At 58.2% G+C, this 14,639-nt stretch carries 21 protein-coding genes; 7 read left to right on the plus strand and 14 right to left on the minus strand.

Annotated features, from left to right (window positions below; genetic code table 11):
* Positions 1-11 precede the first annotated feature (11 nt).
* Positions 12-566, plus strand: coding sequence for an isoprenylcysteine carboxylmethyltransferase family protein (locus tag WG219_01930; protein WXL26270.1), 555 nt, complete (start codon positions 12-14; stop codon positions 564-566).
* Here the strand turns inward: WG219_01930 and WG219_01935 are convergent.
* The gene (locus tag WG219_01935; protein ID WXL26271.1) at positions 563-997 is read right to left on the minus strand and encodes a hypothetical protein; all 435 of its coding nucleotides are present in this window, start codon (positions 995-997) and stop codon (positions 563-565) included. The genes WG219_01930 and WG219_01935 overlap by 4 nt on opposite strands.
* A 92-nt stretch (positions 998-1,089) precedes the next feature.
* Here WG219_01935 and pip point away from each other — a divergent pair, with 92 nt between their 5' ends.
* Positions 1,090-2,061 (plus strand): prolyl aminopeptidase, encoded by a 972-nt coding sequence (gene pip, locus WG219_01940; GenBank protein WXL26272.1) that lies wholly within the window; start codon positions 1,090-1,092, stop codon positions 2,059-2,061.
* Positions 2,058-2,495 (plus strand): D-aminoacyl-tRNA deacylase, encoded by a 438-nt coding sequence (gene dtd, locus WG219_01945; protein ID WXL26273.1) that lies wholly within the window; start codon positions 2,058-2,060, stop codon positions 2,493-2,495. Before pip ends, dtd begins: the two co-directional genes overlap by 4 nt.
* Before the next feature lie 12 nt (positions 2,496-2,507).
* Here dtd and WG219_01950 read toward each other — a convergent pair whose 3' ends face one another.
* On the minus strand, positions 2,508-3,095 hold the full coding sequence (locus WG219_01950; protein ID WXL26274.1) for a 2-hydroxychromene-2-carboxylate isomerase: 588 nt from the start codon (positions 3,093-3,095) through the stop codon (positions 2,508-2,510).
* A gap of 26 nt (positions 3,096-3,121) precedes the next feature.
* Positions 3,122-3,850 (minus strand): SDR family oxidoreductase, encoded by a 729-nt coding sequence (locus tag WG219_01955; GenBank protein ID WXL26275.1) that lies wholly within the window; start codon positions 3,848-3,850, stop codon positions 3,122-3,124.
* A gap of 99 nt (positions 3,851-3,949) precedes the next feature.
* Between WG219_01955 and WG219_01960 the strand changes: the two genes are divergently transcribed.
* Complete coding sequence (locus WG219_01960; GenBank protein WXL26276.1) at positions 3,950-4,441, plus strand: helix-turn-helix domain-containing protein; 492 nt, start codon at positions 3,950-3,952, stop codon at positions 4,439-4,441.
* Between the two features lie 88 nt (positions 4,442-4,529).
* Here the strand turns inward: WG219_01960 and WG219_01965 are convergent, their stop codons facing one another.
* The 10 genes from WG219_01965 to WG219_02010 all read right to left on the minus strand — a co-directional run bounded on the left by WG219_01965 (position 4,530) and on the right by WG219_02010 (position 11,480).
* The gene (locus tag WG219_01965) at positions 4,530-5,237 is read right to left on the minus strand and encodes a 16S rRNA (uracil(1498)-N(3))-methyltransferase (protein WXL26277.1); all 708 of its coding nucleotides are present in this window, start codon (positions 5,235-5,237) and stop codon (positions 4,530-4,532) included.
* Positions 5,234-6,028, minus strand: a complete 795-nt coding sequence (gene tatC, locus WG219_01970; GenBank protein WXL26278.1) for a twin-arginine translocase subunit TatC — start codon at positions 6,026-6,028, stop codon at positions 5,234-5,236. The genes WG219_01965 and tatC overlap by 4 nt, the downstream gene beginning before the upstream one ends.
* Complete coding sequence (gene tatB, locus WG219_01975) at positions 6,025-6,477, minus strand: Sec-independent protein translocase protein TatB (GenBank protein ID WXL26279.1); 453 nt, start codon at positions 6,475-6,477, stop codon at positions 6,025-6,027. The genes tatC and tatB overlap by 4 nt, the downstream gene beginning before the upstream one ends.
* Positions 6,478-6,485: 8 nt before the next feature.
* Positions 6,486-6,746, minus strand: coding sequence for a twin-arginine translocase TatA/TatE family subunit (locus WG219_01980; GenBank protein ID WXL26280.1), 261 nt, complete (start codon positions 6,744-6,746; stop codon positions 6,486-6,488).
* Between the two features lie 18 nt (positions 6,747-6,764).
* Positions 6,765-7,100 carry a phosphoribosyl-ATP diphosphatase gene (locus tag WG219_01985; protein WXL26281.1) on the minus strand — a complete coding sequence of 112 codons (336 nt, stop codon included), beginning with the start codon at positions 7,098-7,100 and terminating at the stop codon, positions 6,765-6,767.
* Positions 7,093-7,494 carry a phosphoribosyl-AMP cyclohydrolase gene (gene hisI / locus WG219_01990; protein ID WXL26282.1) on the minus strand — a complete coding sequence of 134 codons (402 nt, stop codon included), beginning with the start codon at positions 7,492-7,494 and terminating at the stop codon, positions 7,093-7,095. The genes WG219_01985 and hisI overlap by 8 nt, the downstream gene beginning before the upstream one ends.
* Before the next feature lie 76 nt (positions 7,495-7,570).
* The gene (ubiB, locus tag WG219_01995) at positions 7,571-9,178 is read right to left on the minus strand and encodes a ubiquinone biosynthesis regulatory protein kinase UbiB (GenBank protein ID WXL26283.1); all 1,608 of its coding nucleotides are present in this window, start codon (positions 9,176-9,178) and stop codon (positions 7,571-7,573) included.
* On the minus strand, positions 9,175-9,792 hold the full coding sequence (locus tag WG219_02000; GenBank protein WXL26284.1) for an SCP2 sterol-binding domain-containing protein: 618 nt from the start codon (positions 9,790-9,792) through the stop codon (positions 9,175-9,177). Before WG219_02000 ends, ubiB begins: the two co-directional genes overlap by 4 nt.
* Positions 9,792-10,562, minus strand: a complete 771-nt coding sequence (ubiE, locus tag WG219_02005; protein WXL26285.1) for a bifunctional demethylmenaquinone methyltransferase/2-methoxy-6-polyprenyl-1,4-benzoquinol methylase UbiE — start codon at positions 10,560-10,562, stop codon at positions 9,792-9,794. Before ubiE ends, WG219_02000 begins: the two co-directional genes overlap by 1 nt.
* Before the next feature lie 165 nt (positions 10,563-10,727).
* Positions 10,728-11,480: a hypothetical protein gene (locus tag WG219_02010; GenBank protein WXL26286.1), complete on the minus strand. Its 753-nt coding sequence runs from the start codon at positions 11,478-11,480 to the stop codon at positions 10,728-10,730.
* A 220-nt stretch (positions 11,481-11,700) separates the two neighbouring features.
* On the opposite strand from WG219_02010, the gene WG219_02015 reads away from it, so the two are divergent.
* The 3 genes from WG219_02015 to WG219_02025 all read left to right on the plus strand — a co-directional run bounded on the left by WG219_02015 (position 11,701) and on the right by WG219_02025 (position 13,582).
* Positions 11,701-11,979, plus strand: a complete 279-nt coding sequence (locus tag WG219_02015; GenBank protein ID WXL26287.1) for a polyhydroxyalkanoic acid system family protein — start codon at positions 11,701-11,703, stop codon at positions 11,977-11,979.
* Between the two features lie 186 nt (positions 11,980-12,165).
* Complete coding sequence (locus WG219_02020; GenBank protein ID WXL27922.1) at positions 12,166-12,540, plus strand: phasin family protein; 375 nt, start codon at positions 12,166-12,168, stop codon at positions 12,538-12,540.
* A 10-nt stretch (positions 12,541-12,550) separates the two neighbouring features.
* Positions 12,551-13,582 carry a phasin family protein gene (locus WG219_02025; GenBank protein WXL26288.1) on the plus strand — a complete coding sequence of 344 codons (1,032 nt, stop codon included), beginning with the start codon at positions 12,551-12,553 and terminating at the stop codon, positions 13,580-13,582.
* Between the two features lie 88 nt (positions 13,583-13,670).
* On the opposite strand, the gene WG219_02030 is transcribed toward WG219_02025, so the two are convergent.
* Complete coding sequence (locus tag WG219_02030) at positions 13,671-14,285, minus strand: TetR/AcrR family transcriptional regulator (GenBank protein WXL26289.1); 615 nt, start codon at positions 14,283-14,285, stop codon at positions 13,671-13,673.
* Positions 14,286-14,639 lie beyond the last annotated feature (354 nt).

The raw sequence follows: 14,639 nt of genomic DNA on the forward strand, positions 1-14,639 counted from the left end.
GAGAGTAGTTGATGGTGTGGGTGCAGGCTGGGGCGTTTGTAATCGGGTCGTTGTTGTTGCTGGGATTATCTCGGCAGGCACTGCTGCGGCCGAAGTCCCACGGGTTCTATCGGTTCTTTGCCTGGGAGGCGATTCTGGCGCTGCTGGTGCTCAATGGCCCTGTGTGGTTTGAGGATCGCTACAGCGCGCATCAACTGGTGTCCTGGGCGCTGCTATTCAGCTCGCTGCTACTGCTGTTTGTCGGTCTTTATCAACTGCGCAAGATGGGTAAGCCGGATACTCAGCGTCAGGATGCCGAGCTGTTTGCTTTTGAGCGCACGTCGCAGTTGGTGACATCCGGTGTTTACCGGGTAATCCGTCATCCGCTGTACGCCTCGCTGTTGCTGTTGGCCTGGGGCGTTGCCTGTAAGCAGCCGGGCTTCGTCAGTTGGCTGTTGGCGGCGTTGGCGAGCGTGGCGTTGTATTTGACGGCGCGCTGCGATGAAGCCGAATGCCGGGCGCAATTCGGTCAAGCCTATGCGGACTACATGCAACGCAGCCGGATGTTTATTCCGTTTATCTTTTAATCCCAGTTCAGGCGAGCCAGTTTCCACTCGCCGTCTTCTAACCACCACTCCAGTTTCACTGTGTAGTGCCCTGCGCTGTTGGGAATCAACCCTTCGGCGCCGGTCAGGGCCACTTGCGCTTCGGTGTGGCCTCGGTCGCGGTAGGTGCTGTCCAACGCGCTTTGCTTGCTCAAGGCAAGTACCTTGACGTTCTTGTGGCGCATAAACAGCATCAGCATGGTGCGCTTGGCCCAGTCACGGTCGTAGTTCTGCTGGGCGGAAAACTGCGGGTGCAATTGGTCCAGTACGTCACCGGTTTTCTTGGCCTCCAGATTGTCCTGCAGCTGCTGCACCGCCGCTTCAAGCGCGGTAAGCGGATCGTCTTTCGGGCCGCATCCGACGAGCAGAGTGATGAACATCAAGATTGCGCTGGCAAAGATTTTACGTGTCATGCTGAATGTTCTTTTCATGGTTATGATGCCGCTAATGTGACGAGGCTGATACTGACGCAGGCAGTCTCGAATGCACCCTTTAGGAGCAAAACATGCAGACCCTGTACCCGGACATCAAACCTTACGCCCGTCATGAGCTGGCGGTGGAGGCTCCGCATCAGTTGTACGTGGACGAGAGCGGCACGTCTAGCGGCTTGCCTGTGGTCTTTATTCACGGTGGTCCCGGTGCGGGGTGTGACGCCAGCAGTCGTCGTTATTTCGATCCGACGCTGTACCGCATCATCACCTTCGATCAGCGTGGTTGTGGCCGCTCCACGCCTCATGCCAGCCTGGAAAACAACACCACGCAGGCGCTGATTGCAGATATGGAGCGCATCCGCGAACACCTGGGTATTGAAAAATGGGTGCTGTTCGGCGGTTCCTGGGGTTCGACCTTGGCTTTGGCCTACGCTCAGGCCCATCCGCAGCGGGTGTTGGGGCTGATTTTGCGTGGCATCTTCCTGGCGCGGCCTGAGGAGTTCCGCTGGTTCTATCAGGAAGGGGCAAGCCGCCTGTTCCCGGATTACTGGGAGGACTACGTGGCGCCGATCCCGCCTGAAGAGCGTGGCGATTTAATGACCGCCTTCTACAAGCGCCTGACAGGCCCGGATCAGATCGCCCAGATGCATGCGGCAAAGGCCTGGTCGACTTGGGAAGGGCGCACCGCCACGTTGCGGCCAAACGCAGTGGTGGTGGATCGCTTCTGCGAAGCGGCGCGGGCGCTGTCGATTGCCCGTATTGAGTGCCATTACTTCGTCAATAACGCCTTCCTTGAGCCCAACCAGCTGCTGCGTGATATCGGCAAGATCGCCCACCTGCCCGGCGTTATTGTGCACGGCCGTTATGACGTGATCTGCCCGCTGGACAACGCTTGGGCGCTGCACAAAGCCTGGCCGAACAGTGAGCTGCAAATTATCCGCGATGCCGGTCATGCCGCAGCCGAAAGCGGTATAACTGACGCCTTAGTGAGGGCGGCTGATGACATGGCTCGCCGTTTGTTGAACTTGGCTCCGGAAGAAGCATGAAAGCATTGATTCAGCGCGCCCGCAGTGCGCGTGTCGAAGTCGCGGGTGAGGTGGTGGGGGCGATTGATCAGGGCCTGCTGGTGTTGGTCGGCGTCGAACCGCAAGACACCCCAGCCAGTGTCGAAAAACTATTGCACAAGTTGCTCAACTACCGTGTATTCAGCGATGCAGCGGGCAAGATGAACCTGTCCCTTAAGGACGTGAACGGCGGTCTGTTGCTGGTTTCCCAGTTCACCCTGGCAGCCGATACCAAAAGCGGCCTGCGCCCTGGTTTTTCCAGCGCCGCCTCACCGGCTTTGGGCGCTGAACTGTTTGACCTGCTGGTGGCGCAAGCGCGCAACCTGCACGCCGATGTGGCCACCGGCCAGTTCGGCGCCGATATGCAGGTGCACCTGATCAACGACGGCCCGGTCACCTTCCTGCTGGAAACTTGACCGGGCAGTTCATCAGCCTTGTAGCGCCTCGGCGACAAAGTCGAGGCGGTCCTGTCCGAAGAACAGCTCATTACCGACAAAATAGGCCGGTACGCCGAACAGGCCGCGTTTGACTGCCTCATCGGTGTTGTTCTTCAGCGTCTCCTTGATGCCTTCATCGTTGATCAATTGTTCGAACGTGGCTGGATCGAGCCCGGCCTGAGTCAGTACGACTGCCACTTGCTGCACATCGCCGAGATTCAGGCGCTGGGTCCAGATGCCTTCATAGATGGCTTTGACGTAGCGCGGGAAGTCGTCTGTGCCGAGGTATCCGGTTGCGCCGCGCATCAGTTGCAATGTGTTGATCGGGAAGTGCGGATTGGGCACCAGTGGCACGCCGTAGCGTCGCGCAAATCGGGCCATATCGTTCAGCATGTAGCGGCCTTTAGCCGGAATCGCTACCGGTGAACTGTTGCCGGTGGCCTTGAAGATTGCACCAAGCAACACCGGTCGCCAGATGATCTCGGCGCAGTGCTCCTGGGCGATACGGGGGAGTTGGGTCCAGGCCAGATAGCTGGTCGGGCTGCCGAAATCGAAAAAGAACTCCACTGCCTTGCTCATGCACGTGCTCCTTGTGGGTTGAGTGATTAAAAGGTTTCGGACCAGGGCCGCAGATCCATCTCGTGGACCCAGCAATCACGGGGCTGGCAATGGATCTGCCAATAGGTTTCGGCAATGTGATCGGGATTGAGGATGCCGTCCTGTTCCTTGAGCTTGTACAGCTGCGGGAAGGTATCGCGGATAAAGGCGGTGTCGATGGCGCCGTCGATGATCGGGTGGGCGACATGGATACCCTTTGGCCCCAGTTCCCGCGCCATGCTCTGGGCCAGTGCACGCAGGGCGAACTTGGCGCTGGCAAAGGCGCTGAAATTGGCGCGGCCGCGCAGCGAAGCGGTGGCTCCGGTGAAAATGATGGTGCCTTTGGCGCGTGGCAGCATCACCTTGGCGGCTTCGCGACCGGTGAGGAAGCCCGCCAGAGCGGCCATTTCCCAGACCTTGCGATAGACCCGTTCGGTGGTTTCGGTAATGGAGAACTGCACGTTAGCGCCGATGTTGAAGACCACCGCATGCAGCGGGCCGACTTCCCGTTCGATGGTGGCGAACAGCTCGACCACCTGTTCCTCCACCCGCGCATCACAGCCGAACGCTCGCACACTGCCGCCTGCGGCTTCGATCTCATCGACCAGCGGCTGCAATTTCTCAGCATTACGCCGAGCAACACAGGCAACGTAACCTTCTTTGGCGAAGCGCTTTGCAATGGCACCGCCTGTTGCATCACCGGCACCGACTACCAGAACTGCCTTGCGATCTGTCATTGGATTCTCCGTTAGTTCCTTTTTAGAACCTACTTGATAGTCGGTTCCATTTCAGAACCTGTCAAGCTATTGTTCGCGGACGTTTGTGGAGATTGGCTTATGCGTTGGGAAGAACTGGATCAGCAGCCCTGTTCACTGGCCAGGACGCTCTCAGTGGTGGGTGACCGCTGGACGCTGCTGGTGCTGCGTGAATGCTTTATGGGCGTGCGCCGTTTTGACGGTTTTGAAAAGCGCTTGGGCGTGACCCGCCATGTGCTGGCTGATCGTTTGAAGAAGCTCACTGAGGCCGGCGTGCTGGACAAGGTGGCTTATCAGGAGCGGCCGCTGCGTGAGGAATATCGCCTGACGGATAAGGGCCGGGATCTGTATCCGGTGATTGTCACTTTGGTGGACTGGGGGGATCGCTATATGAGCGGTCCGGAAGGTGCGCCGATCCAGCGCACGCACCGCACCTGCGGGCATCGCATGCGCGGCGTGTTGGTGTGCTCGGAGTGTGCCGAACCGTTACGCGCAGGGGAGGTGACGCTGGAAGAGGCGGAGGCGTTTAAAGGCCAATTGTTGCCAGAGAATTGGGCGAGTCGGTTTGCCTGAAAGGGGAGCAGAGTCTTATTCGCGGCTAAAGCCGCTCCCACAAGCAGCCCTCTATCTCGTGGGAGCGGCTTTAGCCGCGAATAGGGGGTTAATAAAGTCGTGCCAGCAGCGCTGTAACTGCTGTCTCAACCCGCAAAATTCGCTCGCCAAGCTGAACGGGCTTTAAGCCTGCGTTGCTCAGCAAATCCACTTCATAGGGAATCCAGCCGCCTTCCGGGCCGATGGCCAAGGTCACGGGTTCGTTTACCGCGCGAGGGCAGGCGGGGTAATCGCCGGGGTGGCCGATCAGGCCGAGGGTGCCGCTGGCCAGTTCGGGCAGGCGGTCCTCTACGAAAGGCTTGAAGCGCTTCTCGATGATGACTTCCGGCAGAACGGTATCGCGGGATTGTTCCAGCCCGAGAACCAGTTGTTCGCGGATGGCATCCGGCTCTAGAAACGGTGTTTGCCAAAAACTCTTTTCGACCCGGTAGCTGTTCAGCAGAACCAAGCGGGGCACGCCCATGCTGCTGACGGTTTGCAGCACGCGGCGCAGCATCTTCGGGCGCGGCAGGGCCAGCAGCAGTGTGATCGGCAGTTTGGCCGGTGGCGGCTGATCCAAGGTGACCGACAGCTCGGCGTACTCGCTGCCCAGGTGCAGTAACTGGCCTTGGCCCATTAGGCCGCCGAGTTTGCCGACGCGTAAGCTGTCGCCACTTTCGGCTCGGTGCACCTCAAGCATGTGCTTGAGGCGACGGCCGCTCAGGCGGGCCCGGTCAGGCGCGACAAAGTCGGCCTCTTCCAGTAACAGCAGGTTCACGGGCGGGTTGCAGGCGGTTGGTCGCCAGACGCTTCTTCGCTGGCTTCGGCTTCTTTTTCTTCTTCGCGTTTGATGATGCTGCCAAACAGCAGGCCAACCTCAAACAGCAGCCACATCGGCACAGCCAATAGCGTCTGCGAGAAAATGTCCGGCGGGGTCAGGATCATGCCGACCACGAAGCAGCCGATAATCACGTACGGGCGGCTCTTGCGCAGGGTTTCCACGTTGACCACGCCTACCCACAGCAGCAGGAAGGTGGCGACGGGAATCTCAAAGGCCACACCAAAGGCGAAGAACAGGGTGAGGACGAAGTTCAGGTATTCGTTGATGTCCGTCATCATCGCCACGCCTTCCGGTGTCACGCTGGCGAAGAAGTGGAAGATGATCGGGAATACTAGGAAGTAGGCGAAGGCCATACCTGCATAGAACAGCAGGATGCTGGAGGCCAGCAGTGGCATGGCGATGCGCTTCTCATGCTTGTACAGGCCCGGCGCAATGAACCCCCAGGCTTGGTGCAGCAGAATCGGTACGCTGAGGAACAGTGCCACCCACGCGGTCAGTTTGAACGGCGTAAGGAAGGGCGAGGCGACGCCGGTAGCGATCATGGTCGCGCCTTCAGGCAGGTAGGCACGCAAGGGGGCCGAGACCAAGGTGTAGATGTCCTGCGAGAAATAGAACAGCGCCATAAACAACACAAATACCGCAATGACGCAGCGCAGCAGGCGCGAGCGCAGTTCAGCCAGGTGTGAAATCAGGGGCATTTCCTGATCGTTTTCTGGGGTAGAGCTCATGGCTGCGGCTTATCCTGATTGGTCGCTTGGTTCGCTGTTGCCGGTGTCGCGGGTGTAGCAGGAGCAGGCGGCTCCAGTGGCAGAACGGTCTGAGCGCTGGTGACTGGCGCAGCAGGGGCCGGCGCTTCGCTGTTTGGCTGTGCCACTGGGGCGGGCTGTTCCGGGGCTGGTGCGTTGGGATCAGCCAGTTTGCCAGCGGAAATCAGCTCCTGCTTCATGGCGTTCATTTCACGCTCAAGTTGCAGAATCTGTTCGTTGTGCAGCTGACGGCGGATTTCGTCCGCGCCGATTTCCTGCTCAACCTGCTGTTTGATGGCATTGAAGCTGCGTTTGATTCGGCCAATCCACAGGCCAGCCGTACGCACGGCACCCGGTAGGCGCTCGGGGCCGAGGACGATCAGGGCCACCAGACCTACCAGCAGGAGTTCGGAAAAGCCGATATCAAACATGGACTGACTCAGTCTTTACGTGCAGGTTCTTCAACTTTCTGAGCCTGGCCGTCAATGGTGTGCGGCTGGTTCAGCGGTGCGGCAGGCTGTTGTGGAGCAGCAGTCTGCGCTTGTTCGGTTTTTTCGCCTTCGTCAGTGTTCATCGCCTTGCGGAAACCTTTGATGGTTTCGCCGAGATCAGAGCCGAGGTTTTTCAGGCGCTTGGTGCCGAATACCAGAATCACAACGATCAGGATGACGACCCAGTGTTTCCAATCAAAAATGCCCATATTCAATGTCCTCGTTAGTTATTTAGTCAGTGCCCGGGCGGCTTTTTCATCGTGCCCGGAGAGGCCGAAGCGGCGGTCGAGTTCGTCCAGAACTGCCTGGGGGTGCTGGCCTAAAGAGGCGAGCATGACCAGGCTGTGGAACCACAGGTCGGCGGTTTCGTAGATGAGATCGCTGCAATCGCCCGACTGCTGCGCATCCTTGGCGGCCAGAATGGTTTCTACCGATTCTTCGCCGACTTTTTCGAGAATTTTGTTCAGGCCCTTGTGGTACAGGCTGGCAACGTAGGAGCTGTCCGGCGCTGCGCCCTTACGTTCTTCCAGCACCTGAGCCAGGCGCGTAAGGGTGTCACTCATGGTTGTGTCCTTTGTGATAGATGCTGTCAGCGGATTTGATCACCGCATCTACGGTTTTCCAGGCGCCATCTTCGTAGACCCGGTAAAAGCAGCTCTGCCGTCCGGTATGACAGGCAATTCCGCCAATTTGCTCAACGTGCAGCGTGATCACGTCGGCATCACAGTCCAGACGCAGCTCATGCAGTTTCTGCACGTGGCCAGACTCTTCGCCTTTGCGCCATAGCTTGCCCCGTGAACGTGACCAGTAGATGGCACGCCCTTCGGCGACACTGAGCGCCAGTGACTCTCGGTTCATCCAGGCCATCATGAGGATGCGCCCGGTCTGGTAATCCTGGGCAATGGCAGGCACCAGCCCGTCTTTGTCCCAGCGAATTTCATCAAGCCAATCAGTCATATCTCGTTCCGCCCTGGCGGGTCGTACTGCACGTGGGTGTCAAAGCGCTAAGTTTGACAGCCTGTGCGGCTGCTGGCTATCTGCGCACGACCAAGTACAAGCCTGCTGCACCCATCAACCAAGCAGGCCAAGTCGACGGATCAGTGACTGCAGTTGCGCCGCTGAGCATCACCGCTGCCCCGGCGAGCAAGGCCCCGCCCAAGATGCGCAGCGCCCGGCTGTCGCGGCCTGCGAAGTCAGGCGCAGGTTCGTTGTGGGCATGTGGCTGGGACAAGCGCTCCAGCAAATCGCGGGTCATGTTGGCCAAATGGGGGATCTGCTCTGCCTGCGACTGCACATTCTGCAACAGAGTTTTAGGGCTGTGCCGCTCGCGCATCCAACGCTCCAGGAATGGCAGAGCGGTGGTCCACAGGTCCAGATCCGGGTAAAGCTGACGGCCCAAACCTTCGATGTTAAGCAGGGTTTTTTGCAGCAAAACCAGCTGCGGCTGCACTTCCATATTGAAGCGTTGCGCGGTCTGGAACAGGCGCATCAGCACCTGGCCGAAGGAAATATCCTTGAGCGGCTTGTCGAAAATAGGCTCGCAAACGGTGCGGATAGCGGCCTCAAATTCGTTGACCTTGGTCTCTTTCGGCACCCAGCCAGAGTCGATGTGCAGCTGCGCAACCTTGCGATAGTCACGCTTGAAGAAGGCCATGACGTTGCGCGCCAGGTAGTCCTGATCTTCCGGTGTGAGGCTGCCGACGATGCCGCAGTCGATGGCGATGTATTGCGGGTCCCATGGCGTGCGGGTGCTGACAAAGATGTTGCCGGGGTGCATATCAGCATGGAAGAAACTGTCGCGGAATACCTGGGTGAAGAAGATTTCCACACCGCGTTCAGCCAGCAGTTTCATGTTGGTACCCTGATCCGCCAGGGTGGCCAGATCGGTGACGCCGATGCCGTAGATGCGTTCAGTTACTAGCACTTTCGGGCGGCAATAATCCCAGTAAACCTGCGGTACGTAGAGTAAGGGGGAACCTTCGAAGTTGCGGCGCAGCTGGCTGGCGTTGGCGGCCTCTCGGAGGAGGTCGAGTTCGTCGTAGATGGTTTTTTCGTAGTCGCAAACCACTTCGACCGGGCGCAGACGGCGGGCGTCGGCGGAGGCTTTTTCAGCAATCGTGGCGATCAGGAACAGCCATGCAATATCCTGTTCGATTATCGGCCGTAATCCGGGGCGAATGACTTTTACCACCACTTCTTCGCCGGTTTTCAGCTTGGCCGCATGCACTTGGGCCACGGATGCGGAAGCCAACGGCTGTGGATCGAAGCGGGCAAAAAGCTGCTCAACCTTGGCGCCGAGCTGGGATTCGATCAACGCCAGGGCTTTGTCCTGAGCAAAAGGCGGCACGCGGTCTTGCAGTTTGGCCAGTTCATCAGCGATGTCCGGTGGCAGCAGATCGCGGCGGGTAGAAAGCAGTTGACCGAACTTGATGAAGATCGGCCCCAGTTCCTCCAGCCCTAAGCGCAGCCGGGCACCCCGTGACAGAGACGACTGGCGACGCGGTAGCCAGCGCCATGGCAGCAGGTAGCGGCTCAGGTTGGCCCAGAAGGGCAGTGGCAGGCTGAACAACAGATCATCCAGCTGGTAGCGGATCATCACGCGCAAAATGCGCAGCAGGCGACGCAGGGCGAGCAGCTTCATGCAGTAGGCTTATGGCGTTGGGCGAGGCGCTCAATGCGCGCTTCGAGTCGGTCGAGGGACAATTTCAGGTCGTCCAGTTCGGCAAATCGGGCGTCGGCCTCACGCTGGCCCACGAGGGTGCGTGACTCTTCACTGACGTAGTCGGCCAGGTTCTGACGCAGGCTCTCCAGCGAGTCTCCGAGCCAATTAGCGCGGCTGCGCAGGTGGGCACCGATCAGTGGGCTGGCCACCGGCCCCAGCCAGCGGGATAGCTCGTATTCCCAGTCCAGCTCAAGGTCCTGCAGGATGTTGGCGAGTTCGAGCAGGGCGGCACTGTCGCCATCCAAGTCGACCTCAGGACTGTGCAAGATGCTGGTTTTGTCCTGGCTGATGGCCAGGCGCATCAGGTCGGTGGCAGAGGCACGCAGGTGGCAATCCACATCCCCGTGCCATTGTCCGGCCAGCTGCAGGCCCTCGGCATTGGGCAGGATATACACCTGCAGGCTCGGCGCCGTGCATTGCACAGCAATAACATGACCGGATAGCTTGGCCAGACGTGGCAGCGCAGTGCTATCCATGCTCAGTACGCGATTGAGGCCAAGCTCAACGCCGGCCAGTAGCCCGGTCAACAGCATCAGGGTTTTACACCTCGGTGCAAGGCGACAATGCCGCCTGTCATGTTGTGGAAGGTGACGCGCTCAAAACCGGCGTCTGCCATCATGCCTTTCAGGGTTTCCTGATCCGGGTGCATGCGGATCGACTCAGCCAAGTAGCGATAGCTGTCGGCATCATTGGTGATCAGCTTGCCGGCCAGCGGCATGAAGTGGAACGAGTAAGTGTCGTAGAACTTCGACAGCAGATTGTTCGATGGTTTAGAGAACTCAAGTACCAACAGCCGCCCGCCCGGCTTCAGCACACGCAGCATGGAACGCAGTGCGTCTTCTTTATGGGTGACGTTACGCAGGCCGAAGGCGATGGTCACGACGTCGAAGTAGTTGTCCGGGAACGGCAGCTTTTCAGCATCGGCCTGAACGAAGCGGATGTTGCCTGCCACGCCTTTATCCAGCAGGCGGTCGCGACCGACTTTAAGCATGGAGTCGTTAATATCAGCCAGTACTACTTCGCCGCTCGGACCGACCAGACTGGAGAATTTGCGGGTCAGGTCGCCGGTGCCACCGGCAATATCCAGTACGCGGTTGCCACTGCGTACGCCGGACAGCTCGATGGTGAAGCGCTTCCACAGGCGGTGTAGCCCACCGGAAAGCACGTCGTTCATCAGGTCATATTTGGCGGCCACAGAGTGAAAGACTTCGGCGACTTTCTCTGCCTTCTGGCTTTCCGGGACATTCTGGAAACCAAAATGCGTTGTGGCTTCGGTGTCGCTGCTCTTGCGCGGGTCGTTCATCTTGCCCTTTCCTAAACACAGATGCTGACTCAAAAGTAATACTCATTCTAAACCCAAAACGGCCAAGTGGGTTTGGCTGTGTCAGGTAAAGCCAGAATATGCTGCCCGTTGGTCGACTGCGTTCTAGGTTGATGCGACCGTTGCCGGACACGGTCGCATCATGACTCAGTGTGCCTGTGCAGCGGCACGCTGCCTGAAAAACAGCAGGCAAATTACGATAATCGCAATCAGGGTAGCTGATGCGCTGAAATGACTCAGCTCCAATCCGCCACTGCTGACGGGCTTGTCGAGGAAGTCGCCAACTACAGCGCCAAGGGGCCGGGTCAGTACAAAGGCGGCCCAAAACAGCAGCGTGCGCGACAGTCGGGTGAAGAAATAAGCCAGCGCAATCACACCCAGCAAACTGGCAAAGATTACTGCACTGCCGCTGTAGCCCAACCCAGCACTGTCTGCCGTCCAGTCGCCGAGCGCAGTACCCAGGGTTTGCGAGAACATGATGGTCACCCAGTAAAAGCCTTGGGCCTTGAGTGAATCGAGGCTGTTAACCGACACCGAGCCCAGCGTGCGATGCCAAATGAACAAGCTCAGGAGCACCAAGCTGAGTAGCAGGCTCACCCCTTCGGCATAACCGATGCCTAGCGAGCGGTCGGCGAAGTCGGCCAGGGTGGTGCCCAGCGTGGTGGTAGCAATCATGCACGACCAGTACAGCGTGGCGCTGAAGCGTCGCGCACGCAGTTGCAGCCATAAGGTTATGCCGAACAGGCCGAGGAATACCCCAGTGCTGGCAAGGTAGCCCAGCCCCATGGACATCGACAGGGCGTCTCCGGCGGTTTCGCCAAGTGTGGTGGCTAAGATCTTCACCACCCAGAAAATCATGGTCAGCTCCGGAACTTTGCTGAGTATTTTTGTAGTGTCCATCGATGGTTCACCTTCAGGGTAAGGAGGGGTGAAGGCTACTCACGCGGGTTTCAATAAAGAGTCAAAAGCGGGTGAAAAAAGTGTTGGTTGCAGCGTCCGGTTATCCCTATCCCGATGTGTGCCACGTGTCTTGATTAGGCAGCAAGTATGCAGCGGGCACTCAGCGGCCTTGGTATAGTCGCGGCGACTTATGGTTGTAGTAGCCAGTAGGAGAAATGACATGGCCAAGATCACGATTGAACGCCCGCATAACCTTGGCCGTGAAGCCGCCCGGGAGAAGGCCGAGCAACTGGCCGAGCGCCTGGCCAGCCGGTTTGATGTGCGGTTCCGCTGGAGTGGCGATACCTTGGAATTTAATCGCAGCGGTGCGGATGGCCGGATCGACGTGCATGAGGACTCCGTACGCGTTCAACTGAGCCTGGGGTTGTTGCTGTCACCCATGAGCAGCACCATCAAGCACGAAATTGAAAAGGCCCTGGATAAGTATTTGCAGGCCTAAGCTGCATGGCTGTGCTGTAGCTGCTCACGGGGATGTCCTGCAGTGAGCGACGCTTAGTATGTGAATTCTAATTTTCCTCGCTATCGTGCACCCAAGCCTGCAAAAGAAGGCATCCATACAATGGAGGTGCACATGTCGAAAGTTGCCGTAACGAACGTCGCTGCCCGTGAAAACAACCTGGCGGATATGTCTGAAGCCAAGGTCTGTGCCCGCAAGATCTGGCTGGCTGGTTTAGGGGTTTACGCAAAGGCCGGTCATGAAGGTGTTAGCTACTTCAATGCGCTTGTAAAAAGCGGTGAAGGTGTTGAACAGCGCGGCAAAAAACTGGTCAACAAACAAGTTGAAGCTGCCAATGGACAAATCGGCAGCTTCAAGCACACTGTAAGCAGCGTTAAGGACAAGGTTGAAGTACGGCTCGACAAGATTGAAAGAGCATTCGACAGCCGTGTCGCTAGCGCTTTGAATCGCCTCGGCATCGCCTCTCAGCAGGATGTAGAAGGTCTCTCTGCTAAGCTGGATGAGCTGGGTGCATTGCTTGAGCACGTCGCGCGTACCAATTAAGGAGAGCAGGATGGCCGTCAAAAAGAAAACCGATAAGCAAACCCCTTCCTGGATCGGCGAAGTAGAAAAATACTCGCGTCAAATCTGGCTGGCTGGTTTGGGTGCCTATTCCAAGATCAGTAAGGACGGCAACAAGCTGTTCGATGCACTGGTTAAGGATGGCGAAAAAGCTGAGAAGCAAGCCAAGGTCGAAGTTGATGGCGTGAAGTCCGCCGTCGGCGCGAAGGTAGGCTCGGCGAAATCCAAGGTTGATGAAGTTAAAGATAAGGCAATCGGCAAGTGGGGTGAGCTGGAGGAAGCCTTCGACAAGCGTCTGACTAAAGCCATTTCGCGTCTCGGTGTACCGAGCCGTAACGAAGTGAAAGACCTCAACGCTAAAGTTGAAAGCCTGACCAAGCAACTGGAAAAGCTGACCGGTGTATCTGCCAGTTCAGTTAAACCAGCTGCCAAGAAAGTCGCGGCTAAACCCGCAGCGAAAGCGGCTGCTAAACCTGCCGCTAAACCGGCTGCCAAGCCTGCAGCAAAAGCTGCAGCCAAACCAGCCGCTAAGCCTGTAGCAAAAGCTGCGGCTAAACCAGCCGCTAAGCCCGCTGCGAAAGCCGCTGCTAAGCCTGCCGCCAAACCGGCAGTGAAAGCTGCGGCCAAACCAGCCGCTAAGCCCGCTGCGAAAGCTGCTGCTAAACCGGCTGCCAAACCGGCTGCAAAAACTGCGGCTAAACCAGCCGCTAAGCCCGCTGCGAAAGCCGCGGCCAAGCCTGCTGCCAAACCGGCAGTAAAAGCTGAGGCCAAACCAGCCGCTAAGCCCGCTGCGAAAGCTGCCGCTAAGCCGGCCGCCAAACCGGCTGCAAAAACTGCGGCTAAACCAGCCGCTAAGCCCGCTGCGAAAGCCGCGGCCAAGCCTGCCGTTAAGCCTGCTGCCAAACCAGTGGCAGCGCCTACAGCGACTCCCACTGCGGCATCTGCACCGGCGGCAGCAACACCCGCTCCGGTAGCTGCACCGGCAACCCCTGCACCAGCCACACCGGCACCTGCTCAGTCGTAACTCGGCAGGAGTGCAAAGCAACGCCCGGCTTAATGCCGGGCGTTTTTGTTTGTGCCCATGGCTAGAGTGGTATGGCGGGTGGCGATGTTCAGTCGCGCAGATACCGTTGTGCGAGCAGGATGGCTGCGCTGTGAGCATTGTCCTGAAGATGTGGGGCGAGCAGCATCATGACTTGATAGACCACCAAGCGTGGTTCGCCCTGCTGACCCAGTACGCGCTGATAGTCGAGGGAGAACAGTAAGGTTAGGGTGATCTGTTCCACCAGTTGGCCCAGGGGCTGGGTATCGCTTCGCAGCTGTTGCTGGAAGTGCAGTTGCGCCAGCAACTGAGCCAGTGTTTGTTTCAAAGTGTTCAGCCACAGACGGATGCCCCGCTCAAGTTTTGGCAGGCGTCCGGTGAGGTTGGACAGGTCTTGAAAGAGAAAGCGGTAATGCGCCATACGTTCGGCAATCAGGTGCAGGAACAGCCAGCAGTCTTCGATATCCAGTTCGACGTTGTCCGGCGGTGAGAGCAGTGGTGCGAGTTCATGCTGGAAGCGTTCGAATAACCCGAGAACGAGCGGTTCCTTGCCGTGAAAGTGGTAGTAGAGATTGCCGGGGCTAATCTCCAGTTCGTTGGCAATCTCAAGAGTGGAAACGTTGGGTTCTCCCTTGTGGTTGAACAGCAGGAGTGAGCACTCAAGAATGCGATCGCGGGTTTTCATGGGTGTCCCTGTCACGGCTGACGTACCTGTCTTATTTGAGGCTTTGACTCAGTCCTGGCGCTGTTCGCCTGCGGATGCATGACGGCGCGCTGACGTTCTTCGTTTAGAAAAGTCATCATGATTGGCACCAAAGCGTCAGCGCAGGTCACCAGAAACAGGTTGCCGTCGTCGATGATAGGCAGGTCGGAGTGGGGAATCCTCCAGTCCGGCCCGGCGAACCATTACTAGTCGTAATCCACCCTGTCGCCGGAGCGAGTTTTACTCACGTGAGACAGGGCCAATCTAGGGTTGCGGAGGACGGCACCGCCATGAATAAACGTGCGGCCAGTATGCCGTCAAGAATTAGAAAATGCG

This window comes from Pseudomonas mendocina (assembly GCA_037482215.1).
GTDB lineage: Bacteria > Pseudomonadota > Gammaproteobacteria > Pseudomonadales > Pseudomonadaceae > Aquipseudomonas > Aquipseudomonas mendocina_E.

Bases quoted from the DNA above. Each gene is read 5' to 3' on its own strand.
- WG219_01930 (WXL26270.1), top strand. From the start codon at position 12: ATGGTGTGGGTGCAGGCTGGGGCGTTTGTAATCGGGTCGTTGTTGTTG.
- WG219_01935 (WXL26271.1), bottom strand. From the start codon at position 997: ATGACACGTAAAATCTTTGCCAGCGCAATCTTGATGTTCATCACTCTG.
- pip (WXL26272.1), top strand. From the start codon at position 1,090: ATGCAGACCCTGTACCCGGACATCAAACCTTACGCCCGTCATGAGCTG.
- dtd (WXL26273.1), top strand. From the start codon at position 2,058: ATGAAAGCATTGATTCAGCGCGCCCGCAGTGCGCGTGTCGAAGTCGCG.
- WG219_01950 (WXL26274.1), bottom strand. From the start codon at position 3,095: ATGAGCAAGGCAGTGGAGTTCTTTTTCGATTTCGGCAGCCCGACCAGC.
- WG219_01955 (WXL26275.1), bottom strand. From the start codon at position 3,850: ATGACAGATCGCAAGGCAGTTCTGGTAGTCGGTGCCGGTGATGCAACA.
- WG219_01960 (WXL26276.1), top strand. From the start codon at position 3,950: ATGCGTTGGGAAGAACTGGATCAGCAGCCCTGTTCACTGGCCAGGACG.
- tatC (WXL26278.1), bottom strand. From the start codon at position 6,028: ATGAGCTCTACCCCAGAAAACGATCAGGAAATGCCCCTGATTTCACAC.
- tatB (WXL26279.1), bottom strand. From the start codon at position 6,477: ATGTTTGATATCGGCTTTTCCGAACTCCTGCTGGTAGGTCTGGTGGCC.
- WG219_01980 (WXL26280.1), bottom strand. From the start codon at position 6,746: ATGGGCATTTTTGATTGGAAACACTGGGTCGTCATCCTGATCGTTGTG.
- WG219_01985 (WXL26281.1), bottom strand. From the start codon at position 7,100: ATGAGTGACACCCTTACGCGCCTGGCTCAGGTGCTGGAAGAACGTAAG.
- hisI (WXL26282.1), bottom strand. From the start codon at position 7,494: ATGACTGATTGGCTTGATGAAATTCGCTGGGACAAAGACGGGCTGGTG.
- ubiB (WXL26283.1), bottom strand. From the start codon at position 9,178: ATGAAGCTGCTCGCCCTGCGTCGCCTGCTGCGCATTTTGCGCGTGATG.
- WG219_02000 (WXL26284.1), bottom strand. From the start codon at position 9,792: ATGCTGTTGACCGGGCTACTGGCCGGCGTTGAGCTTGGCCTCAATCGC.
- ubiE (WXL26285.1), bottom strand. From the start codon at position 10,562: ATGAACGACCCGCGCAAGAGCAGCGACACCGAAGCCACAACGCATTTT.
- WG219_02010 (WXL26286.1), bottom strand. From the start codon at position 11,480: ATGGACACTACAAAAATACTCAGCAAAGTTCCGGAGCTGACCATGATT.
- WG219_02015 (WXL26287.1), top strand. From the start codon at position 11,701: ATGGCCAAGATCACGATTGAACGCCCGCATAACCTTGGCCGTGAAGCC.
- WG219_02020 (WXL27922.1), top strand. From the start codon at position 12,166: ATGTCTGAAGCCAAGGTCTGTGCCCGCAAGATCTGGCTGGCTGGTTTA.
- WG219_02025 (WXL26288.1), top strand. From the start codon at position 12,551: ATGGCCGTCAAAAAGAAAACCGATAAGCAAACCCCTTCCTGGATCGGC.
- WG219_02030 (WXL26289.1), bottom strand. From the start codon at position 14,285: ATGAAAACCCGCGATCGCATTCTTGAGTGCTCACTCCTGCTGTTCAAC.